This is a genomic window from Pseudomonas sp. B13(2017) (genome assembly GCF_002113245.1).
In the GTDB taxonomy this organism is placed as follows: Bacteria; Pseudomonadota; Gammaproteobacteria; order Pseudomonadales; family Pseudomonadaceae; genus Aquipseudomonas; species Aquipseudomonas putida_Z.
Genome location: NZ_NEJX01000008.1, coordinates 1 through 22,204, shown reverse-complemented (window position 1 = coordinate 22,204; position 22,204 = coordinate 1). Strand labels below are relative to the sequence as shown.

General features: G+C 63.9%; 19 protein-coding genes. 12 read left to right on the top strand and 7 right to left on the bottom strand.

Annotated elements, in window-relative coordinates:
- Nucleotides 1-114: 114 nt before the first annotated feature.
- Nucleotides 115-1,230 carry a branched-chain amino acid ABC transporter substrate-binding protein gene (locus CAG44_RS12625; protein WP_085692255.1) on the bottom strand — a complete coding sequence of 372 codons (1,116 nt, stop codon included), beginning with the start codon at nt 1,228-1,230 and terminating at the stop codon, nt 115-117.
- Between the two features lie 359 nt (nt 1,231-1,589).
- On the opposite strand from CAG44_RS12625, the gene CAG44_RS12615 reads away from it, so the two are divergent.
- Together CAG44_RS12615 and CAG44_RS12610 are read left to right on the top strand one after the other, a co-directional pair.
- Nucleotides 1,590-1,901, top strand: a complete 312-nt coding sequence (locus tag CAG44_RS12615; protein ID WP_025340353.1) for a DUF2288 domain-containing protein — start codon at nt 1,590-1,592, stop codon at nt 1,899-1,901.
- Between the two features lie 263 nt (nt 1,902-2,164).
- Nucleotides 2,165-3,052, top strand: a complete 888-nt coding sequence (locus tag CAG44_RS12610; protein ID WP_085692254.1) for an NAD(P)-dependent oxidoreductase — start codon at nt 2,165-2,167, stop codon at nt 3,050-3,052.
- On the opposite strand, the gene CAG44_RS12605 is transcribed toward CAG44_RS12610, so the two are convergent.
- Both CAG44_RS12605 and rapA read right to left on the bottom strand, forming a co-directional pair.
- A complete protein-coding gene (locus tag CAG44_RS12605) occupies nt 2,952-5,216 on the bottom strand; it encodes a bifunctional diguanylate cyclase/phosphodiesterase (RefSeq protein WP_085614179.1) in 2,265 nt (754 codons plus the stop codon). The genes CAG44_RS12610 and CAG44_RS12605 overlap by 101 nt on opposite strands.
- Before the next feature lie 319 nt (nt 5,217-5,535).
- A complete protein-coding gene (rapA, locus tag CAG44_RS12600) occupies nt 5,536-8,382 on the bottom strand; it encodes an RNA polymerase-associated protein RapA (protein WP_085692253.1) in 2,847 nt (948 codons plus the stop codon).
- A 161-nt stretch (nt 8,383-8,543) separates the two neighbouring features.
- Here rapA and CAG44_RS12595 point away from each other — a divergent pair, with 161 nt between their 5' ends.
- The 7 genes from CAG44_RS12595 (at nt 8,544) to CAG44_RS12575 (ending at nt 13,460) form a co-directional block, all read left to right on the top strand.
- Nucleotides 8,544-9,239, top strand: a complete 696-nt coding sequence (locus CAG44_RS12595; protein ID WP_025340349.1) for a M949_RS01915 family surface polysaccharide biosynthesis protein — start codon at nt 8,544-8,546, stop codon at nt 9,237-9,239.
- Nucleotides 9,240-9,302: 63 nt separating this feature from the next.
- Nucleotides 9,303-9,632: an aspartate-semialdehyde dehydrogenase gene (locus CAG44_RS12590; RefSeq protein WP_085692252.1), complete on the top strand. Its 330-nt coding sequence runs from the start codon at nt 9,303-9,305 to the stop codon at nt 9,630-9,632.
- Nucleotides 9,633-9,699: 67 nt separating this feature from the next.
- On the top strand, nt 9,700-9,861 hold the full coding sequence (locus CAG44_RS28925; protein WP_075046112.1) for a hypothetical protein: 162 nt from the start codon (nt 9,700-9,702) through the stop codon (nt 9,859-9,861).
- A 135-nt stretch (nt 9,862-9,996) separates the two neighbouring features.
- Nucleotides 9,997-10,113, top strand: a complete 117-nt coding sequence (ccoM, locus tag CAG44_RS29220) for a cytochrome c oxidase subunit CcoM (protein ID WP_025340347.1) — start codon at nt 9,997-9,999, stop codon at nt 10,111-10,113.
- A gap of 295 nt (nt 10,114-10,408) precedes the next feature.
- Entirely contained in the window at nt 10,409-12,397 is a 1,989-nt protein-coding gene (locus CAG44_RS12585; protein WP_085692251.1) for an FUSC family protein, read from the top strand.
- The gene (locus tag CAG44_RS12580) at nt 12,384-12,590 is read left to right on the top strand and encodes a DUF1656 domain-containing protein (protein ID WP_025340345.1); all 207 of its coding nucleotides are present in this window, start codon (nt 12,384-12,386) and stop codon (nt 12,588-12,590) included. Before CAG44_RS12585 ends, CAG44_RS12580 begins: the two co-directional genes overlap by 14 nt.
- Before the next feature lie 12 nt (nt 12,591-12,602).
- On the top strand, nt 12,603-13,460 hold the full coding sequence (locus tag CAG44_RS12575) for an HlyD family secretion protein (protein WP_085692250.1): 858 nt from the start codon (nt 12,603-12,605) through the stop codon (nt 13,458-13,460).
- Between the two features lie 202 nt (nt 13,461-13,662).
- Here CAG44_RS12575 and CAG44_RS12570 read toward each other — a convergent pair whose 3' ends face one another.
- On the bottom strand, nt 13,663-14,421 hold the full coding sequence (locus CAG44_RS12570; protein WP_085692249.1) for an SDR family NAD(P)-dependent oxidoreductase: 759 nt from the start codon (nt 14,419-14,421) through the stop codon (nt 13,663-13,665).
- Nucleotides 14,422-14,533: 112 nt separating this feature from the next.
- On the opposite strand from CAG44_RS12570, the gene CAG44_RS12565 reads away from it, so the two are divergent.
- Together CAG44_RS12565 and CAG44_RS12560 are read left to right on the top strand one after the other, a co-directional pair.
- Complete coding sequence (locus tag CAG44_RS12565; protein ID WP_085590170.1) at nt 14,534-15,442, top strand: LysR family transcriptional regulator; 909 nt, start codon at nt 14,534-14,536, stop codon at nt 15,440-15,442.
- A gap of 121 nt (nt 15,443-15,563) precedes the next feature.
- Entirely contained in the window at nt 15,564-15,893 is a 330-nt protein-coding gene (locus CAG44_RS12560; RefSeq protein WP_085692248.1) for a DUF2025 family protein, read from the top strand.
- Nucleotides 15,894-16,027: 134 nt separating this feature from the next.
- On the opposite strand, the gene CAG44_RS12555 is transcribed toward CAG44_RS12560, so the two are convergent.
- Together CAG44_RS12555 and CAG44_RS12550 are read right to left on the bottom strand one after the other, a co-directional pair.
- Nucleotides 16,028-18,613 carry an EAL domain-containing protein gene (locus CAG44_RS12555; RefSeq protein WP_085692247.1) on the bottom strand — a complete coding sequence of 862 codons (2,586 nt, stop codon included), beginning with the start codon at nt 18,611-18,613 and terminating at the stop codon, nt 16,028-16,030.
- Between the two features lie 51 nt (nt 18,614-18,664).
- Entirely contained in the window at nt 18,665-19,738 is a 1,074-nt protein-coding gene (locus CAG44_RS12550; RefSeq protein ID WP_085692311.1) for a diguanylate cyclase, read from the bottom strand.
- 130 nt (nt 19,739-19,868) lie between these two features.
- Here CAG44_RS12550 and CAG44_RS12545 point away from each other — a divergent pair, with 130 nt between their 5' ends.
- Nucleotides 19,869-20,960: an MBL fold metallo-hydrolase gene (locus CAG44_RS12545; RefSeq protein ID WP_085692246.1), complete on the top strand. Its 1,092-nt coding sequence runs from the start codon at nt 19,869-19,871 to the stop codon at nt 20,958-20,960.
- A gap of 3 nt (nt 20,961-20,963) precedes the next feature.
- Here the strand turns inward: CAG44_RS12545 and CAG44_RS12540 are convergent, their stop codons facing one another.
- Nucleotides 20,964-21,860, bottom strand: coding sequence for a formate/nitrite transporter family protein (locus CAG44_RS12540; RefSeq protein ID WP_085692245.1), 897 nt, complete (start codon nt 21,858-21,860; stop codon nt 20,964-20,966).
- Nucleotides 21,861-22,204: the final 344 nt, after the last annotated feature.

Below are 22,204 nucleotides of genomic sequence, written 5' to 3'. Positions count from 1 at the left end.
TAAGATTTTCAGGTGAACCCGCCCCCGGATCGCGGGGATCAGGCCCATGAACCTCGTAAAACAAAGCCCACTGCTCGCACAGTGGGCTTCTACGGTCAGCTATTAGTCACGCAGTTACTGAGGGGAGACTTCGGTCTTCGGCTTGCCGAAGTGCCATTCGTAGACCACGAACTTGAAGTCTTTCAGGTCGCCTTTGGCGTCGTAGGACAGTTCGCCGGTCGGGGTCTTGAAGGTGCCGGCGTGGATGGCGGCTGCCACCTTGTCGGTATCTTCGGACTTGGCGGCCTTGATGCCCTGGGCGATCAGCTCGACAGCCGAGTAGGCCGGGAACACGAACGGGCCGCTTGGGTCCTTGCCGTCAGCCTTGATGGCGTCGACGATCTTCTTGTTGGCAGGGTCCGCGTCGAACGACTTCGGCAAGGTCACCAGCAGGCCTTCGGAGGCGTTCTGGGCGATCTGCGAGATGGAGTCGTTACCCACGCCTTCCGGGCCCATGAACTTGGCTTTCAGGCCCTTTTCCTGAGCCTGGCGCAGGATCAGGCCCAGCTCTGGGTGGTAGCCGCCGTAGTAGACGAAGTCGACGTTGTTCTGCTTGAGCTTCTGGATGATCGAGGAGAAGTCCTTGTCACCGGCGTTCAGGCCTTCGAACACGGCAACCTTGGTGCCTTTGCCTTCCAGGGTCTGCTTGACCGCAGTAGCGATGCCTTCACCGTACTGCTGCTTGTCGTGCAGGACGGCTACCACCTTCGGCTTGACGTGGTCGGCGATGTAGTTGCCGGCAGCCGGGCCCTGGGCGCTGTCCAGGCCGATGGTACGGAAGATCAGCTTGTAGCCGCGGGCGGTGATTTCCGGGGAGGTGGCGGCCGGGGTGATCATGATCACGCCTTCGTCTTCGTAGATGTCGGACGCAGGCTGGGTGGAGCTGGAGCACAGGTGGCCGATGACGAACTTGACGCCGTCGTTGACCACTTTGTTGGCGACTGCAACGGCCTGTTTAGGGTCGCAGGCGTCGTCGTATTCCTTGGCTTCGAGCATCTTGCCATCCACGCCGCCCGCGGCGTTGATATCCTTGATGGCTTGCTTTGCGCCGATGAACTGCATGTCGCCGTACTGGGTCACAGGGCCGGTCTTGGGACCTGCAATCCCTATCTTGATGGTATCGGCGGCAAACGAATGGCTGGCTACCCCTGCCAGAACCATTGCGGCGAACAGCTTGGAAATCTTGATCATAGTGCTCCACTCATTCTGTTGTAATTCTTATAGTCCTGGCGGCCAGGGCTACAGACCGGGCGGGATTTGCGGCGTGGCCATGCCAACGCGCAAGCCCACCTTCCCCCGGAACATGTCCCGGAACTGTACCGGTACAGTGTAGAGCGCTGTTCGAGCGCTTGAAAAGCGGTCGAAAAGTGCCTGCTTCCTGGGTTGTCGCATGGTCGACACAAAGATACAGAAAGGCGCCATCAAACTGCCTGCATCTGCGACCCCGCCCCACAAGTTCGGGATCAATCGACCAAATTACATATTTGAAACCGGGTTTTTCTGCAAAAATGCCGACCTTTTTTATTGGCCGATTTTTGCGGAAACCACCCATGACTGATCAAACAAGCACCCTCTATGCCAAATTGCTTGGCGAGACGGCAATCATCGAGTGGAAAGCGCTGGAGCGTTTCTGGGCCAAGGGTGACCTGATTTGGGTCGACCCGAGCCTCGACCTTATCGCCGTTGCTGAGGCGATGGCCGAGAATCGCAGCGAGATCTTCGCCAAGTGGCGTAGTGATGGCACTGTTGGGCCGGTGACCGCCGAGCAGGCCCATGACCTGCAAAGCCGCGATCCAGAGATCTGGGCGGTAGTGGTTTCGCCGTTCATCGTGATCCAGGTGAAGCCCCCGGCAGAGGCGTGATCGCTTTTGGTGCGCGAAAATGCGCAGCAGCCCCGATTTGGTGCTCGAGGGCGCTCAAGGCGGGTAGAGGGAAGTAACAATTCGGCGTGGCGGTAACAGTTTACGGGATGCGTAATGGGGGCTGCCTTGCAGCCCTTCGCGGGCATGCCCGCTCCCACAGGTCAGATGCTGCTCTTCAGCCAGCGCTGGTCCTGTGGGAGCGGGCGCGCCCGTGAAGGCCGCAAAGCGGCCCGGATCGATATCGAATTTGTCCGGAGTCATTGATGAACTCAAAACTACCTTCGCTTGGATTCGCCGGCATCGGCCTGATGGGCCTGCCCATGTGCCGGCGCCTGCTGGCAGCGGGCTACCCGCTGACCGTGTGGAACCGCAGCCCGGACAAGTGCGCTGCACTGGTCGCCGCCGGCGCGCGCCTGGCCAGCAGCCCTGCCGAACTGTGCCGCGACAGCGACATGCTGCTGCTGTGCCTGGCCGACACGGCCGTGGTCCGCGAAGTGGTGTTCGGCGAGCAAGGCATCGCCCAGGGCGGGCGCGGCGGCCAGTTGCTGATCGATTTCTCCAGCCTGGAGCCAACCGCCACCCGTGAAATGGCCGCCGAACTGGCAGCGCTGTGCGGCATGGCCTGGCTGGACGCGCCAGTTTCCGGCGGCACGCCGGGGGCCGAAGCCGGCACCCTGGCGATCATGGTCGGTGGCGAGGCGGCCGACCTGGAGCGGGCGCGCCCGGTACTGCAGGTACTCGGCCAGCGGGTGACGCACATGGGGGCGGTGGGCGCAGGCCAGGTGACCAAGGCCTGCAACCAGATGATCGTGGCCTGCAATGCCCTGGTGATCGCCGAAGTGGTGGCCTTGGCTGAACAGTCCGGGGTCGATGCGACGCTGATCGCCGAAGCGCTGGCGGGCGGTTTTGCCGACTCCAAACCGTTGCAGATCCTCGCCCCGCAAATGGCCGAGAGCCGCTTCGAGCCGATCAAGTGGCACGTGCGCACGCTGCTCAAGGACCTCGATGGCGCGGTCAAGTTTTCCCGCGAGCAAGGCTCGGCAACGCCGCTCAGTGGCCTTGCCGCACAATTGATGCGCCTGCACGCAAGCCAGGGTTACCTGCAAAAAGATCCGGCGACCCTGGTTGAGCTGTATCGCAACAAGGGCTGAACACGCCGCCCTGGTGCTGCAGCCGCTCCAGCAGCGAGCGCAGTTCGGCCAGCGGCTCCGGGCGGCCCAGCAGGTAGCCCTGCAGGTAGTCGCAGCCGTGGGCTTCGAGAAACGCCAGCTGTTCGGCGGTTTCCACGCCCTCGCTGACCACCTGCAGATGCAGGGTATGCGCCATGACGATGATCGCCTGGACGATCTCGCGGTCCTTCTGGCTGCCCGGCACATCCTGCAGGAAGCTGCGGTCGATCTTCAGCACGTCCAGCGGCAGGCGCTTGAGGTAGGCCAGTGACGAGTAGCCGGTGCCGAAGTCATCGATCGACAGCGCCACGCCCAGGGCGCGCACGCGCTTGAGCAGGTTGACCGTGCGCTGGATATCACCCATCAGGGCGTTCTCGGTCACTTCCAGTTCCAGCTGCCGAGGCGCGAGACCGGCGTGGAACAGTGCCTTTTCCACTTCGTTGGGCAGTTCGTCGTGGCTGAGGGTGACGGCCGAGCAATTGACCGTGACCTTGAGGTTGCCATGGCCGTGGCGCTGCAGGTAGGCCAGGTCGGCGCAAGCGTGGCGCAGCACCCACAGGTCGAGGTCGATGATCAGCCCGTTGGCTTCGGCGATAGCGACAAAACGATCGGGCCCGAGCAGGCCGTGTTGCGGGTGTCGCCAGCGCACCAGGGCCTCCAGTTTGGCCACTTGCCTGCTGCGCAGGTCGAAGATCGGCTGGTAGTGCACGCACAGCCCATGCTCCTCGAGCAGGGCCACCCGCAGTTCCTCTTCCAGTTGCAGGGCAATCGAGGCCTGGGTCTTCAGGCTGTCGTTGAAGAAGTTCAGGCTGTTGCGCCCGTTGCCCTTGGACTGGTACAGGGCGAGGTCTGCATGCTTGAGCAGCTCTTCGGCGGTGGTGCCGTCGTCGGGGAAGATGCTGATGCCGATACTGGTGGTCATGACCATGCGCCGGCCGCCCAGGTTGATGGGCTCTTTCATCCTCTGCATGATGCGCTGGGCCAGGTGGCGGGCTTCGTCGCGGTTGTTGAGGCTGGTGACCACGCAGAACTCGTCGCCGCCAAAGCGTGCGACCAGGTCGTGATTGCGGGTGGCGGCCTTGATGTGGCTGGCGATCACCTTGAGCAGTTCGTCGCCGGCGTCGTGACCGAGGCTGTCGTTGATGCGCTTGAAATGGTCGATGTCGAGGAACATCACTGCCAGGTGGCTTTCCGTGGCCTGGTGTTCGGCGAGGCGTTCGGCGAACACCTGGTTGAAACCGCGGCGGTTTACCAGGCTGGTCAGGGCATCGTAGTGCGCGGCCTGCTGCAGCGACGCGCGGGCCTGGTCGAGCTGGCTGAGCAGCACGCTGACCCGGCGCAGGTCGTGCTCCTTGCTTTGCAGCTTCTTGTCGGCCAGCGCGGTACTGATGCTGGCAGCACTGATCAGCAGGGTGATGAAGCCGATGCCCAGCGCCAATTGCAGGCTGTTGTCACCAGAGGGCAGGCGCAGGGCGGTGTCGGCCGGGATGACCAGGGTCATGGCCGACATCGCGGTGAAGTGGGTGGCGACGATACCGCCGGCCATCAGCAGGCTGGCGCCGTACTTCATGGCCTGGTGCAGGGTACCGCTGCCATGGCGGAAGTAGCGGGCCAGGTACAGCGCGGTCAGGCTGGTGAGCAGGGCAATGGTGGCCGAGGCCAGCAGCAGGCCGGACTGGTAGTACTGGCGGGCGCCGGTTTCCAGGGCGGCCATGCCTACGAAGTGCATCACGATGATACCCAGGCCGATCAGTACCGCACTTTGCAGGTAATGGTGTGTTTGCATCTGGCTGCGGTCGAGGCTGTGCATGGCCAGCCAGGCGACGGCCAGAGCGATGAGCAGCGAAAGGATGGTCAGGGACGCGTCGTAATGCACTTCAACTGGCGCCTGGAAGGCCAGCATGCTGATGAAGTGCATGGCCCAGATGCCACCAGCAAGGCAGCAGGCACCGAGCATGTTCCATTGTCGGTGGGCGGTGGGGTCTTCGCTGTGGGATTGGCGCTCGGCCATGTCCAGGGTGGCGAAGCAGGCCGCACAGGCGACGAAGTAGGCGAGCAGAACCAGGAACGGTTCATGCCGGCAATCAATGACGATGCGCCCGGTTGCCGGCAGGTCGGCGAACAGTTGCAGCCCCAGCCATTCCATGGAATGCCTCATGATCGAGTTTTCACTCGTCTGCGCTACAACCCTGTGCAGACTGTCCAGAGGCAGTATAGGAAGAGGTGTTTAACCCTTCCTGACTAATGGCACATTGATTCCTACGATTTGGTTATGAACCTGATCGCAGCCTGGAATATGTAAATGGGGTCTGAAAATTGGCCGCCTGTGGGAGCGGCCTTGTGTCGCGAAAGGGCTGCAAAGCAGCCCCAGCAATTTCAACTATTGCGCGTCAATTCTGGGGCCGCGTTGCGGCCCTTTCGCGACACAAGGCCGCTCCCACAAAGGCGGCGGTGTCTGACCTGTATTAGCCAGCCACCAGCACGCGAATGGCTTCCAGGCGCAGGGCGGCCTTTTCCAGCATCGCCAGGCCCTCTTCGCGCTGCTTGCGCAGCGCTTCGATCTCGCTGTCGCGCACGCTCGGGTTGACCGCTTGCAGCGCGACCAGACGCGCCAGTTCTTCGTCGGCTTCCGCTGTCAGGCGACGCTGGGCCTCGGCCACGCGCTCGACGTGGGCCGGCATGACCTTGGCCTCGCCACTGCTGATGCGCTGGGCAAGCACGTCGCGCTGCGCCTGGACGAACTTGTTGGCGCTGGCGCGTGGCACGCTTTCCAGCTGGTCGTTGAGGGTTTCGAAGGCCACGCGGGACGCCAGGTCGTTGCCGTTGGCGTCGAGCAGGCAGCGCAATGCCGCCGGTGGCAGGTAACGGCCCAGTTGCAGGCTGCGCGGTGCCACCACCTCGCTGACGAACAGCAGTTCAAGCAGCACGGTGCCGGGTTTGAGCGCCTTGTTCTTGATCAGCGCCACGGCGGTGTTGCCCATCGAGCCGGACAGCACCAGGTCCATGCCGCCTTGCACCATCGGGTGCTCCCAGGTGAGGAACTGCATGTCCTCGCGCGACAGCGCCTGGCCACGGTCGTAGGTGATGGTCACGCCTTCGTCGTCGCCCAGCGGGAAGCTGGCGTCGAGCATCTTCTCGCTCGGCTTGAGGATCAGGGCGTTCTCGGAATGGTCTTCGCTGTCGATGCCGAAGGCGTCGAACAGGGTTTCCATGTAGATCGGCAGGGCGAACTGGTCGTCCTGTTCGAGAATGTCCTCGACCAGCGCCTGGCCTTCGCCGGCACCGCCGGAGTTGAGTTCCAGCAGGCGGTCACGGCCGGTATGCAGTTCGGCTTCCAGGCGTTCGCGCTCGCTGCGGGCATCGGCCACCAGGGCTTCCCAGGCCTTGCTTTCGCCACCTTCGAGCAGCGGCAGCAGGCGTGGGCCGAACTGATGCTGCAGGGCGTTGCCGGTAGGGCAGGTGTTGAGGAAGGCGTTGAGGCCTTCGTGGTACCACTGGAACAGGCGCTCTTGCGGGCTGTCCTGCAGGTACGGGATATGCAGCTGGATGGTGTGCTTCTGGCCGATACGGTCGAGGCGGCCGATGCGCTGTTCGAGCAGGTCGGGGTGCGCCGGCAGGTCGAACATCACCAGATGGTGGGCAAACTGGAAGTTGCGGCCTTCGCTGCCGATCTCGGAGCAGATCAGCACCTGTGCGCCGAACTCTTCGTCGGCGAAATAGGCGGCGGCGCGGTCGCGTTCGAGGATGCTCATGCCTTCATGGAACACCGAGGCCGGGATGCCGGAGCGCACGCGCAGGGCGTCTTCCAGGTCCATCGCGGTTTCGGCATGGGCGCAGATAACCAGCACCTTGGTGCGCTTGAGCATCTTCAGGGTGTCGATCAGCCAGTCGACGCGCGGGTCGAAACGCCACCAGCGCTCGTCATCGGCCACCTCGCTCTGGGCCTGGAAGGCGACTTCCGGGTATAGCTCGGCATGTTCGCCGGCTGGCAGGTCACGGTACTGCTCGGGTGTGGCCAGTGGGTAAGGGTGCAGCTGGCGCTCAGGGAAGCCCTGGATCGCCGCGCGGGTGTTACGGAACAGCACGCGGCCGGTGCCGTGGCGGTCGAGCAGCTCACGGATCAGGCGCGCGCTGGCCTGGGTATCGCCGTCGCTGACCGCGGCCAGCAGGGCTTCGCCTTCGGCACCCAGGAAGCCCTGGATGGTGGCGTGGGCCTTGGGCGACAGGCGCCCTTCGTCGAGCAGTTCCTGTACGGCTTCAGCCACCGGGCGATAGTGCTCGCTCTCGGCGCGGAAGGCGGCCAGGTCGTGGAAACGGTTGGGGTCGAGCAGGCGCAGGCGGGCGAAGTGGCTGTCCTGGCCGAGCTGCTCGGGGGTGGCCGTGAGCAGCAGCACGCCCGGGATCACCTGGGCCAGCTGTTCGACCAGGCCATATTCGGCGCTGACCTGGTCTTCGTGCCAGACCAGGTGGTGGGCTTCGTCCACCACCATCAGGTCCCAGCCGGCGGCGAACAGCGCATCCTGGGCCTTTTCGTCGTCGACCAGCCACTCCAGGGCCACCAGCGCCAGCTGGGCATCCTCGAACGGGTTGCTGGCGTCGCTTTCGATGAAACGCTCGGCGTCGAACAGGGCCACCTGCAGGTTGAAGCGGCGGCGCATTTCCACCAGCCACTGGTGCTGGAGGTTTTCCGGTACCAGGATCAGAACGCGGCTGGCGCGGCCCGACAGCAGCTGGCGGTGGATCACCAGGCCGGCTTCGATGGTTTTGCCCAGGCCCACTTCGTCGGCCAGCAAGACGCGCGGCGCGCTGCGGTCGGCGACTTCGCGGGCGATGTGCAACTGGTGGGCGATGGGTTGGGCACGGCAGCCGCCCAGGCCCCACAGTGCCGACTGCATCTGCTTGCTGGTGTGCTGCAGGGTGTTGTAGCGCAGGCTGAACCACGACAGCGGGTCGATCTGCCCGGCGAACAGGCGGTCGCTGGCCAGGCGGAACTGGATGAAGTTCGACAACTGGGTTTCCGGCAGGGTGCGCGGCTGGTTCTGCCCGTCCAGGCCGTGGTAGACCATCAGCCCGTCGATGTCCTCGACCTCGCGCACGGTCAGCTTCCAGCCTTCGAAGTGGGTGATCTGGTCACCTGGCGAGAAGCGCACGCGGGTCAGCGGCGCATTGCGCAGGGAATACTGGCGGGTGTCGCCAGTGGCCGGGTAGAGCACGGTCAACAGGCGGCCATCCTGCGCCAGGATGGTACCCAGGCCGAGCTCGGCTTCGCTGTCGCTGATCCAGCGTTGCCCCGGTTGATACTGCTGCGCCATACTGCCTGAACTCCCGCGATGAAAAAGCCGGTTATGTTAACGGATCGGCCGGTCAGACCAAAGTGCCGAGCGCATCGAAAGGTGCCGAAGTGCGATAGGTAGCAACAGTCTAGCCGCTTCATCGCCCCCCACCGTGCTGCCGACGAGGGCCCCGGATCAACATGTCTGCCAAGCACCGCTGGATCAGCACTTCGATGGCCGTGGGCAGCCTGTTGCTGCTGGCCGCCTGCGAGCAGAAAAACTTCGAGACCTTGCCCGCCATCCCGATCGAGCAGCTCGAGGTACTGGGCGTGCAGACACCGATCAAGAGCGTGCACTTTCGTGACCGCGACGGTGAAGGCCTGCTGGTATTGAGCCGCAGCGATGGCCAGGCCAGCGACCCGGAAAGCGAGCAGGAAGTGGACAAGGTGGTACTCAAGGCCACGCTGTACGGGCGCACCGCCGAAAACGACGCGTTCAAGGCGCGCTGGCAGATCGAACAGGAAACCACCTGCCCGGGCCTGGACCTGGACGTGGACTTCTATAACGACGTAAGCGATGTCGGCGACCTGAACAAGGACGGTGTCGCCGAGGTGACGGTCGCCAGCCATGCCTTCTGCGGCGGTGGCATCGACCCGCACGACATCGCCATCGAGATGCGCGAAGGGCAGGCCAGCTACAGCATCACCGGCCAGTCGCTGATCACCCCGGCGGGTGAAGAGCCGATCGGCGGTGAGCGTGAGGACAGCGCTTCGCTCAAGGCCGCGCCGCAGGTGCTGCGCGAGCACATGGACGCGGTCTGGCAGCAGGTGTACAAGCGGCCCTGGAGCGAGGCCAGCCCGCCAAGCGACGACGACCCTGACGACGAAGCCGAATAAGTGTTGTGCCTGCCATCAAGGTAAGCCCGCGCCTGCCGATACAGAGGGCATAGGAGAACGTCCATGCTGCCACCGATCATTCCGCTCAGTGCCGCGCCGGTGACCTCGCAACAGGACCCGGTCAAGCCGACACCCGACATCAAGCCGGTGGTGCCGACGCAGCCTGCATCCGGTGAAAGTGCCATCGATCTCAAGCACCAGCGTGACCCGCAGGCGCAGGCGCTGCTGCTGCGCGACGAGCAGCGCCGCCAGCAGCAACGTCGGCAGAAGGGCGACGACGAACGCTACAGTGCAATGCCGGGTGACGAGGTCAACGCCGACAACACCGTGCCGGTGGCGCCGTTGATGGGCGAGCATGTACGCCAGGGGCTGCTGGTGGACATCGAAGTCTGACATGGGGCTGGTCAGCGCCAGCGCCTGGCTTCATCATGCAAGTCTCAGTTGATCGTCGAGCCCACCCATGAGCCAAGACAACCTCATCGATTTCGATGCCGAACGCGCCAAGCGCGTCCACGACCTCAAGGAAAAGCGCCTGAACGAGATGCGCAATGCGTTCGAGCAGGCCCTGCCGTTGAACACCGCCAAGAAAAAGAAGCCCAAGGGCAAGCCGAAGAAGCGCTGAAACTTGACGCAGGTCAACCCTGCACCCGCCTCGCGTGCCCGGCCCCGGGCACCATTGACACCGATCAATTTTCCCCGCCCCCACATTGGTTAACTTGCACCCATCGGACAACGGCAAACGAATGGGGAGGCCAGCATGTTCTTCGACAACGTGGTTATCGCCGGAGTGGTAACGGTCGGGTTGATGGTCGTCTTCTTTGCCGGTCTGGGCATTTTCATCTGGAAGGACTCGAACAAGCGCAAGCCGCGCTGACCTTCCGGGTACACGAGCACGCAAGGCATTTAGGGCGACTTCGGTCGCCCATTTTTTTGCCTGCAATTTTGGTGTTGCCTGTACTGGCCTCTTCGCGGGCACGCCCGCTCCCACAATGACTTCACAGGATTGGACTGTGCGCGGTCCCATGTGGGAGCGGGCATGCCTGCGAAGAGGGCAGCACAGGAGAGCCTGTCCACAACAAAGATGATTAGCTAGCTAATTAATCGTTTCCGCTTTATCCTTTCCCCCATTGTCTATCTTTCTACAAGACCATCCCCGCAAGGTCCGTCTCGTGCCCATCACCCTCCAGGCCCTGTTCGCCCCCAGCAGCCTCGCCCTCAAGTTCGCCATCAAGACCCTGCTCGGTGGCGGCCTGGCGCTGTGGCTGGCGATGCGCTGGGGCCTGGAGCAACCGTCCTGGGCCCTGATGACCGCTTTCATCGTCGCCCAGCCGTTGTCAGGCATGGTGGTGCAGAAGGGCCTGGCGCGGTTGGCCGGTACCTTGGTCGGCACGTTTGCGTCGGTGCTGTTCATCGGCCTGTTTGCCCAGACCCCATGGCTGTTCCTGCTCACCTTGGCCCTGTGGCTGGCCCTGTGCACCGCCGCCTCCACCCAACTGCGCAGCGCCTGGGCCTATGCCTTCGTGCTGGCAGGCTACACCGCGGCGATCATTGCCCTGCCGGCCATCGACCACCCATTGCAGGTGTTCGACCAGGCCGTGGCGCGCTGCACCGAGATCTGCCTGGGTATCTTCTGTGCCACCGCCAGCAGTGCCTTGCTCTGGCCCATGCGGGTAGAGCAGCAACTGGGCGGGCAGGCCCGCCAGGCCTGGCAGAACGGCCTGCAGGCCGCCAGTGCCATGCTGGGCGGCGAAGACGAGGCGCGCAAAGGCCTGCTGGAAAGCCTTGGGCGCATCGTTGCCATCGACAGCCAACGCGAACACGCCTGGTTCGAAGGCAACCGCGGGCGCCAGCGCGCTCGTGCCATTCGTGGCCTGAGCCAGAAACTGATGGTGCTGTTGCGCATTTCCCGTTCGGTGCGCCGGCAGTGGCGGCAACTTGATGAGCGCGAGGCCGAACGCCTGGCACCCTGGCTGGAGGAAGTGCGTGCACTGCTGGGCAAGCCCGACCAGCCGAGCCTGTTGTTGCTGCGCCAGCGCATCTGGGATGCTGCCCACGATGAACAGATCAGCCCGGCGGAGCACTTCTGCCTGGCGCGCATGGCGCTGCTGCTGGATTACGCCATGGCTGCCAGCCAGGCGCTGGACGATGTGGAGGCGGGCAGGGCGCCCAAAGATGTGTCCCAAGGCCTGGCCGCGCACCGCGACTGGTCGCTGGCCTTGCTGTTCGGCTCACGCAGTGCGCTGGCCTTTCTGGTAATGAGTGGCTTCTGGCTGGCCACCGCCTGGCCTTCGGCACCAGGTGGCCTGGTGCTGACCTGCGTGGTCTGCAGCCTGTTCGCCAGCCGCGAGAACGGCGCGCAGATCGGCCTGAGCTTCTTGCGCGGGATCTTTCTGGCGATACCTGCGGCGTTTCTGGTCGGGCAGATTTTGCTGCCGCAATGGAGCAGCTTCGCCATGCTCTGCCTGGGCATGGGCGTGCCGCTGTTTCTTGGTGCGCTGGGCATGGCTCACCCGCGGACCGGGGCCACGGCCACCTCCTATTGCCTGCACTTCATCGTGCTGGTGTCGCCGCTCAACGCCATGCAGTTCGGCGTGGCCACCATGCTCAACAGTGCCTTGGCCATGCTGGTGGGGGTGTCGGCGGCGGTGATGGCCTTCCGTTTGTTGGTGTTCCGCCACCCGGCCTGGCTGGGCCGGCGCCTGCGTGCGGCGACCCAGAACGACCTGGTGCGCCTGACCCGGCGCGACCTGCGCGGGGCCGACAGCTGGTTTGGCGGGCGCATGGCTGACCGCTTGATGCAACTGGCGCGGCATGCCGGCGAACTGCCCGAGAGCGAACGCAAGCGCTGGGACGACGGCCTGCACGGCCTGGATATCGGCGACGAACTGGTGCACCTGCGCATGTGCCTGGCGGTTGCCCAAGCCCCGTTGGGGCGGGCCGAGCGCGAATACCTGCAGCAGGTAGAGGCCGTGCTGGCCAAGGGGCCGGCGCCCGGGCGCGGTCAGCGCCTGGATGCCGCCAGCGAACAGTTCATTGGCGCCTTGCGCCGTCTACCCTCCAGCGATCCGCTGCGGTTGGCCGAAGGGGCGGTGCTGCAACTGCAGAAAAGCTGGGGCAAGTGGTGCCGCTGGCAGGAGGAAGCCCATGGGGTTGCGTGAGTGGGAAGTGGGCGGCGTGCTGTTCAGCCCCTTCCTTGTTTATGTGTTGCTGGCGCTGGTGCTTACCGGGTTGCTGCGTCTGGTGGTGCAGGCCACGCCGTTGGGGCGCTGGATCTGGCATGAAGCGCTGTTCGACGCGGCGTTGTTCGTTTGTGTGTTGTTCCTGGTGGTGCGACTGCTGGGAGCTTTATAAAGGAGTGTTTCGATGCGTGCGGCCGTACGTACCCTGGTCACCTTGTGTGTGGTGGCCCTTGCCGTGTTCGCCGGCTATCAGCTGTGGCAGTACTACATGCTCACCCCCTGGACCCGCGATGCCCGTGTGCGCGCCGATGTGGTGGTGATCGCCCCTGATGTGTCCGGCTGGGTGCGCGAGCTGAAGGCCCGTGACAACCAGCAGGTCAAGGCCGGCGACCTGCTGATGAGCATCGACCGCGAACGCTTCCAGGCGGCCTTCGACCAGGCCAGCGCGGTGACCGAGACCCGCACCCAGCAACTGCGCCTGCGCGAGCGTGAAGCGGCCCGGCGTACCGCCCTGGGGCCGGAGGCGATCAGTGCCGAATTGCGGGAAAACGCCCAGATCAATGCGGCCATCGCCCGCGGTGAGCTGCATGAGGCCGAGGCACAGTTGCAGGTTGCCAAAATCAACCTGGCGCGCAGTGAAGTGCGGGCACCGCGCAGCGGGCAAATCACCAACCTGCGCCTGGCCGAGGGCAACTATGTGAACACCGGGGAATCGGTGATGGCCCTGGTGGACGATTCAACCTTCTATATCCAGGCCTACTTCGAGGAAACCAAGCTGCCGCGCATTCGTGTGGGGGATGCGGTGAAGGTCTGGCTGATGGGCGCGGGCGAGCCGATGCAAGGGCATGTGGAGAGCATCAGCCGTGGTATCACCGACCGCAACAGTAACCCCGACAGCCAGTTGCTGCCGGAGGTTGAGCCGACCTTCAACTGGGTACGCCTGGCGCAGCGGATACCGGTGAGGATCCGCCTGGACCGGGTGCCGGAGGGGGTGACCCTGAGTGCGGGAATGACGGCTAGTGTGCAGGTGCATGAGCAATGAGGCAGGGGACTACTCTGTGGCCCGATCGCTGGCAAGCCAGGCTCATGCGGTGGTGGGAGCAACTGTCCTGTGTTGCCTGTCCTGGCCTCATCGCCGGCAAGCCAGCTCCCACAGGTACTGCACAATGCTTGAGGTCGATGCAGTCGAGGTGGGAGCTGGCTTGCCGGCGATGGGCCGCAAAGCGGCCCCAGAAAAACCGAATTCAGAGGAACATCCCGCCCGACACCTCCAGCCGTTGCCCGTTGATCCAGCCATTGCCATCTTCCAGCAACAGCGCAATCGCTGCCCCGATATCATCCGGCAAGCCCACGCGCCCCAGCGCCGTGTTGCCGGCAATGTATTCATTCACCTGACGGTTATCCCGCACCACGCCGCCGCCAAAGTCCGTCTCGATCGCCCCCGGCGCCAGAATGTTCACGCGAATACCACGCGCCCCCAGTTCCTTGGCCTGGTAGCGGGTCAGTACCTCCATCGCCCCCTTCATCGCGGCATAGGCGGCATACCCCGGCAGCGCAAAGCGCGCCAGGCCAGTGGAAATGTTGACGATGCGGCCATTGTCGACCAGCAGCGGCAGTAGGCGCTGGGTGAGGAAGAACGGTCCTTTCAGCTGGATGTTCAGCAACTGGTCGAACTGTGCCTCGCTGGTTTCGGTGTATGGCACGTTCAAGCCGATCCCGGCATTGTTCACCAGAAAGTCGAAACGCTCGCGACCGAAGTGTTGCTGCAAGGTTGCCCCCAGGCGTTCGGCGAAGCCGGCAAAGCTGGCGCTGTCGCTGACGTCCAGTTGCAGCATGGCGGCCTTGACCCCCGCCTGCTCCAGCCGCGCGGCCACGGCCTGGGCTTCCTCGGCCTTGCTGTGGTAAGTGCCGATGACATCGATGCCGCGTGCGGCCAGGTGTTCGGCAGTGTTGCGGCCCAGGCCGCGGCTGGCGCCAGTGATCAGGGCAATCTTGCGGGTCATGGTGAAAACCTCATGGTGGGCTGATGAGCACAGGTTATTGGTCGGTGTTGTGCTGTTAAATCCAGCAAATATGGAAATACTGTTCGGTAAAACCGGATAGATGAGGCCTGAATTGAACAAGCTGGAGTTGTTGCGCACCTTTGTGCGGGTCAGTGAGGTCAGCAGTTTCACCTTGGCTGCCGAGAGCCTGGGGCTACCCCGTTCTACCGTGTCGGAGCAGGTCAGGGCGCTGGAGCGTTTGCTGGGTACGCAGCTGTTCAACCGCACCACCCGCCGGGTGCAGGCAACCCAGGATGGCGCCTTGCTGTACGAGCGCAGCAAGGACCTGCTGTCGGGCATGGACGAGATCGAGAGCCTGTTCTGCGCCGACGATGCCGAGCTGGCCGGGCGCCTGCGGGTCGACCTGCCGACCATGATGGCCCGTCGGGTCATCATCCCGGCGCTGCCGCAGTTTCTGCAGCGCTTCCCGCGCCTGGAGGTGGAGCTCAGTTGCACCGACCGCCAGGTCGACCTGCTGCGTGAAGGCTTCGATTGTGTGATGCGCATTGGTGCCCTGCATGACCTGGACGTGGTGGCGCGCCCGGTCGGGCAACTGAGCATGCGCAACTGTGCCAGCCCTGCCTACCTGGCCCGCCATGGCGTGCCGCGCACGCTGCAGGACCTGGCCGAGCACCACCTGGTGCATTACGTGCGCACCCTTGGGGGGCGCAGTGCTGGTTTCGAATACCTGCAGGGCGGTGAACTGCACTTCCAGGCCATGGCCGGAGTGGTCACGGTCAACAATGCCGAGGCCTACTCGGCGGCCTGCCTGGCCGGGCTGGGGTTGATCCAGGTGCCGGCGGTGGGCGTGGCCGAGCACCTGCAGCGCGGTGAGCTGGTTTCGGTACTGGAAGGCTGGCAGGCCCCGGCCATGCCAGTATCATTGTTGTATGCCCGGCAACGGCATGTGCCACGCCGGGTGCAGGCCTTCATGCAGTGGCTGGGCGAGGTGCTGCATTCGCAGGTCGACGGTGGCCGCTGATCGATGAAAAGCGTGGCGCCTGTGCGACGGCTTGCGTTAGGCTGCCAGTCACGAGTTGCCCGGCAGAGGCAACCACCCCGCCTGGCGTGCGTATCTTCCGATTTCATTGCGAGGTTACGTCATGGCCATCACTTCCCAGGACATCTGCAACGCTGCCGACCAGCTCAAGGGCTTCGTCGGTTTTCATGGCAAGCGCGGTGTGCACATTGTGCGTTTTTCCGAAGATTCGTTCGGCATGGACGTGGCCGACGCCAGCATCACGCCCTGCAGCGAGTTTGTCTGGCGGCCCGAGCAAGGGCAGCGCATGGCCCTGTGCCGCGAACGGCTGGCGCTGTTGCTGGAGCAGCATGTGGATGACCGTTTGAACATCGGTGAACCGCTGCGCACCTACCTGCGCCGGCGTGACCTGCCGGAAATCGTGGCAGAGCGCAGCTTGCAGCAGCCGTGCTGAAAATCCCTGTGGGAGCGGGCGTGCCCGCGAAGAATGCAACGCGGTGTATGGCACCGGCTTCGCCGGTGTTCGCGGCGGTTCGACGCCTCGACGCGCCCGCTCCCACAAGGACTGCGCAAGCTTTCAAACTTACGCTACAGGTAGGGCGCCGAACGCTGGGATGCCTGCTGCAACAACGCCTCGAGCCCGGCACTGTCCAGCGGCCTGCTCAGGTAATAGCCCTGCACTTCATGGCAGCGGTCCTTCTGCAATGCCTTGAGCTGCTGCTCGCTCTCCACCCCTTCGGCCGTCACCGTCAGCCCCATCGCTTCGCCCAGGTTGATGATGGCCTGGACCACGGCGCGGTCGCTGCCAGCGGTGCTGTTCAGCCCGCCGATGAAGCGTTTGTCGATCTTGATGCTGTCGAACGGGTAGGTGCGCAGGTAGCCCAACGACGAGTAGCCGGTGCCGAAGTCGTCCATGTTCAGGCGCACGCCCAGCTCCTTGAGCGACAGCATGGTGCCCAGCGCGCCTTCGATGTCATTGAGCATCACGTTCTCGGTAATTTCCAGCTCCAGGCGCTGGGCAGGGAAGGCGGTTTCCAGCAGGATCTCGCGTACATCGGCCACCACATCGCTGCGCAGGAACTGCGCCGGTGACAGGTTCACGGAAACCAGTACATCGGCGGGCCAGTCATGGGCGGTGCGGCAGGCTTCGCGCAGCACCCAGCGGCCCAGCGCAACAATGATGTCACTCTGTTCGGCCAACGGAATGAAGGTGTCCGGCCCCAGCAACCCCTCCTGCGGGTGCTGCCAGCGCAGCAAAGCCTCGACCGCGACGATGCGCAGGTCGCTGAGGCGATAGCGCGGCTGGTAGTGCAGCTCGAATTCCTGGTTGCGCAGGGCCCGCCGCATGTCGTTCTCCAGTTGGCGGCGGTACTGGATCTGCTGGTTCATTTCGGCAGCGAAATAGCGCCAGGTGCACTTGCCGTCGGCCTTGGCCTGGTACAGGGCGATATCGGCGCAGCGAATCAGCTCGCCGGCATCGAAGCCCTGGGTACGGGTCTGGGCGACACCGATACTGGCGCCAACGTGCAGGGGCTGGTTATCGAAGATGATCGGTTGCTGCAGCAGGCTGATCAGGCGCGCACAGAAGCGGTCGATCTCGCTGCGGTTGTCCATGCCGCCAAGTACCAGGAGGAACTCGTCGCCGCCCAGGCGCGCGACCAGGTCGCCATCGCGGGTGCTGTCGCGCAGGCGTGTTGCTACCTCCTGCAGCACGGCGTCACCGGCGGCATGGCCGAGGGAGTCGTTGATCGGCTTGAAGTTGTCCAGGTCCAGCAGCAGCAAGGTCAGTGGCGGCGAATCACTGCCGCGCAACAAGGCCTGCTCGAGGTGCCGGGCGAGCTTGTTGCGGTTGGCCAGCCCGGTCAGCGGGTCGTGCAGCGACAGGTGCTGGATGCGCGCATGAGCGTCGACTTCGTCGGTGATGTCGCTGGCGGTGCCGCGAAAACCGACGGGCTTGCCGTCGTACCAGATGGCGCGGGCCGATATCCGGCAGTAGCGGTTCTGGCCATTCTGGTCGCGGTAGGTGCAGCGCAGGTTGGCCAGTTGTTGCGGGTCGGCCGCGGCCAGGGCATCCAGCCACGGCGAGAGCGGCGTGGTATCGCAGGCCAGCAACTGATTGAGCGGGTGGCCGAGCCAGTCGTCCACCGGGTAGCCAGTGACATTGACGAAGCGTTGCGAAAGGTAGGTCAGGCGTTGTTGCCGATCGGTTTCCCAGATCCAGTCGGAGGCCGACTCGGCCACCGCGCGAAAACGCTGCTCGCTGGCCTCCAGGGCCTGGTTGCTCTGCTGCAGATCGGCGAGCGTGAGGTCGATCGCCCGCGAACTGCGCAAGGCATGGCGGAACAGGTACAGCATGACCAGGCCGAGTATCAGCAAGGCACCCGCCAGCGGCGGCAACACCGCGCGCAGCAACTGGTGTCCTGGCAGCGGGCTGCTCCAGGACAGGTGGTAGCCGGTATCGCCGAGGTCGATGCGCAGGTGGCCATGCTCCCGCACATCATCGTTTTCCACATGCATGCCGGTCAGGCCGGCACCGCTGCTCAGCTGTGCCAGCTTTTCCTCGGTGAGCTGGTCGACGAACAGCATCACCGGCGCCTGGCGCACCTCGCTATCGGTGACATCCCGGTCCGGGCGCACCGCCGCGGCACTGAGCACTGCCGGCCAACCGTTGAACAGGACGAAACGGGTGATCTGTTCACGTGGGATGGCCGCCGCCCGAGCCTGGTCGATGATTGGCTGCAGCGCTGCATCAATATAGGTATTGGCCGCTGCCTGGGTAGGCTGGCCTTTGAACAAACCGTAGGTGGTGCGAGCGTCCTCCACCACGAACACCCCTTCATAGCCGCTGGCGCTGTACAGCGACTCGCCCACGTTCTTTTCTTCGTAGGCCCATTTCCAGTCGGCCTGGCCCGCCAGGTGTTCGAAGGCAGCATCCCACACGGCATAGCTGGACAGGAACTGGCGCGAGGCGAGCAGCCGTTGCTCCAGCGCCTTGGTTGCCTGCGAGGCACTGCGCTGGCGTTCCTGATGGTCAAGAGTACCCGCGATATTGAACAGGGCGCCGAGGATGATCAGGCAGGCCAGGCCGAAAACTGCGCTGAAGCCGGCAATCAGGCGACGCACCTGGAAGCGTGGTGTGGGGCTGGCGGGTGGAAGGTTGGCGGTCCTGGCCATGCGCGAGCGGCTCCTTCAGGCAGCCTCCCGCCAGTTGGTCAGGAAGGAGGTTCAATCAGGATAGGCCAGCCTGAGCGCCGCAGCGTCTCTGTGGGCAAAATTGACCTGGTCGCGCCCGGCATGCTTGGCGGTGTACAGCGCCTTGTCCGCCTGTTCGAGCCAGTGTTCGGGTGACTCCAGGTCGGCCTCGAATGCCGAAAGGCCGATGCTCAGGCTGATGCGCAGGTGCGGCAACTGCGGGTTACGGTAGCTGGCGACCTGCTCGCGCAGGCGCTCCATGGCCTGGCAGGCTTGGGCCTCGCTGGTGTCCGGCAGGATCACGCAGAATTCGTCACCACCGTAACGCCCGGCCTGGTCGCCTTCGCGCAGATTGCGCCGCAGCTCGGCGCCGAGCTGGCGCAGCACACAGTCGCCGACCACGTGGCCGAAGGTGTCGTTGATGGTCTTGAAGTGGTCGATGTCGATCAGGGCAATCACCGCGTGCCCCTGTTGCTGCTGGCAAGCCTGAAACTTCAGCAGCAGCAGGTCTTTCCAGGCGCCGTGGTTGAGCAGCCCGGTCAGGCTGTCGGTGAGGCTCAGGGTGCTCAGCCGGCGCTTGTGGTCGGCCAGCTTGATCGCCAACTGGTAGCAGACCCAGCCCAGCGCCAGCGGGTAGAGCGTCAGCATCGGCAGGCAGGCGTAGACCTGCAGGGGCGTCGCGTTCAGTTGCAGGCCGGGGCCCAGCAGCAGGATGGCGACGAGCATGCCCGTCAGCTGGGCCAGCATCCCGCGAACGACCATGCGTTTGCCGCCGGCGGCGACGTTGTTCATGGTCATCATCGACAGCACGGTCACGCTGGGCAATGGATTGAAATGCATGGCGGCGGTCCAGAACCCACCCATCAGGGAGTCCAGCACCAGGTTGCGCTGTTCTGCCTGGTAGGGCATGGCCGAACGGGCGGCCCACAGGTAGGCCACATGCGGCCACACCAGGCCGTTGAACAGTACCAGCAGCCATGCCCAGGTGGGCGGTGACAGCGGCGCCATGGCGGCCATGACGCTGAACAGGCCAATCCCCAGGCCGATGACCCGCGGCAGGTAGATGCGTTTGGCGAATGAAAGGCCTTTGCCGCTGCGTTTATCCATCTTGGTCATCGTTCTTCTGCTGAAGCACCGTTTATCGCATAACTCGCATGAATATTGTTGAACAGTGTTTCATCGACGAAAAATGACCTTACAAGCCAATTCACGGTTGATCCGATCACTGTGGGGTAACATGAAGGCATTCCTGTTGCTCGGAGTGTTGCTGATGGTCCCTTTGGCCAACCCTGCCGGCGAGCCGGCGCCTCAGCGGGAAGGGCGCTTTCACAATCAGGCGTCGTTGCCACAGGATGGCGTATTGAAGAAGCTGCGCATCGGGCTCAAGTACCTGTTCCTGCGCAAACCGCCGGAAACCCGGCCGGTCACACCGGTCAGCCTCCAGCCCATGACCCGCCAGCAGGTGCTCGATGCGCCCGACCGCAGCCTGTGGCGCCTGGGCCATTCCACGGTATTGCTCAAGCTGCGCGGGCGCTTCTTTATTACCGACCCGGTATTCGCCGAGCGCGCCTCGCCGGTGCAGTGGGCCGGCCCACTGCGCTTCCATGCGCCGCCCCTGGCGCTGGACCAGTTGCCGCCGTTGGCTGCGGTGGTACTGTCCCACGATCACTTCGATCATCTTGACGAACAGGCGATTCGCCAACTTGCACCGCGCACCAGTGTGTTCCTGGCGCCGCTGGGCGTAGGCAACCTGCTGATGACCTGGGGCGTAGCACCGGCAAAGGTGCGGCAGCTGGACTGGTGGCAGGAAAGCGAGGTCGAGGGTGTGCGATTTGTCGCCACCCCGGCTCAGCACTTTTCCGGGCGTGGGCTGCTGGACAGCAACCGGACCTTGTGGGCGTCGTGGGTGATCGTCGACGAGGATGTGCGGGTATTCTTCAGTGGCGATACCGGCTACTTCGATGGGTTCAAGCAGATTGGCGAGCGCTTCGGGCCGTTCGACCTGACCCTGATCGAGACCGGGGCCTACAACGTCGCCTGGCCCGATGTGCACATGCAGCCGGAGCAGAGCCTGCAGGCCCATCTGGATCTACGCGGGCGCTGGCTGTTGCCGATTCACAACGGCACCTTCGACCTGTCCATGCATGGCTGGCAGGAGCCGTTCGAGCGCATCCTGGCGTTGGCCAACCAGGCGCAGGTGCGTCTGAGCACGCCGCAGATGGGGGAGCGGGTCAGCCTCGACTCTCCGCACGCCGGGCAGAACTGGTGGCAGCCGCGGCCCGTGCGTCAGCGCGGCCAGGCGAACGAGCGCGTGGTAGCGGCACGCTGAAGTTCATTTGTTGCCGTTGTTGCGGCGCGGGGAGGGTGGCCGGTCCTCTTTCAGTAGCCGTGAGGGCGGTTTGCCGCTGTCGCTGCGCACCTGTGCATGGCTGATCAAGCCGAAGATGAAGCTGCCGCCGATGATGTTGCCCGCCAGTGTCGGCAGGGCGAACTCCAGCCAGAAGCTGCTCCAGGTTTCATCGCCGGCCCAGACCAGATAGGACACCTCGACCGAGCCGACCACGATATGGGTGAAGTCGCCCAGGGCCATCAGGTAGGTGATCATCAGGATGATCCAGATCTTGGCGTGTTCCATCGACGGGATCATCCAGACCATGGTGGCGATCATCCACCCCGATACGATGCCTTTGGCGAACATCTGGCTGATATCGTTCTTCATGACCTTGCGGCCCACCTCCAGGAAGGCCACGTCGGTCTTGCTGTCGAAGATCGGCAGTTCCAGCATTACCCAGGCCACCAGCAAGGTGCCGGCGAGGTTGCCAAGCAGTACAACGCTCCAAAGGCGCAGCAGGCGCCCGAAGTTGGCCAGGGTGGGGGCGGTCATTACCGGCAACACGGCGGTCAGGGTGTTTTCGGTGAACAACTGCTGACGCGCCAGTATCACTGCAAGGAAGCCAGCGCTGTAGCCGATGCTGGCGACCACCTGAGCACTGTCCCCCTCCGGCAGACGAGCGTAGAACAGGCCCATGGCCATGAGCGACAGCCCCATGGACAAGCCTGCGGCCAGTGCCGACCACCACAGTGCGGCGAGTGTACGTTCCAGTTCCTGGTCGCCCTGGTACCGAATGATCTCGTGCAGTACTGCCGCGCGGGGCGGCTGGCTAAGGCTGACTTCCTGCTCCTCGTCCGCCGACAGGCCCGGGGTTTTCTCGCTTTGCGCATCGCTCATGGCCGCTACGCTCCGTGGTGGTGTTTCTCTACAGATTCGCGGCGCTTTCATTAGTTGCCGGCGAGGAGACAAACGCCGGCAGAAAGTTTTTTCAGATCAAGGTGTTGACTCTGATTTCAAAGCGCGTATTATTCGCCTCCTCGCAGCGATGAACGCTTCGAGGCAAGCGGTAAGTTGTTGAGGTTGAAGGGTTTCGAAAGAAACCGGTTGTAAAAAACTTCAAAATAAACGCTTGACAGCAAATGAGGAAAGCGTAGAATGCGCGCCTCGGTTGAGACGAAAAGCTCTTAACCAAACGCTCTTTAACAAATCGAATCAAGCAATTCGTGTGGGTGCTTGTGAGT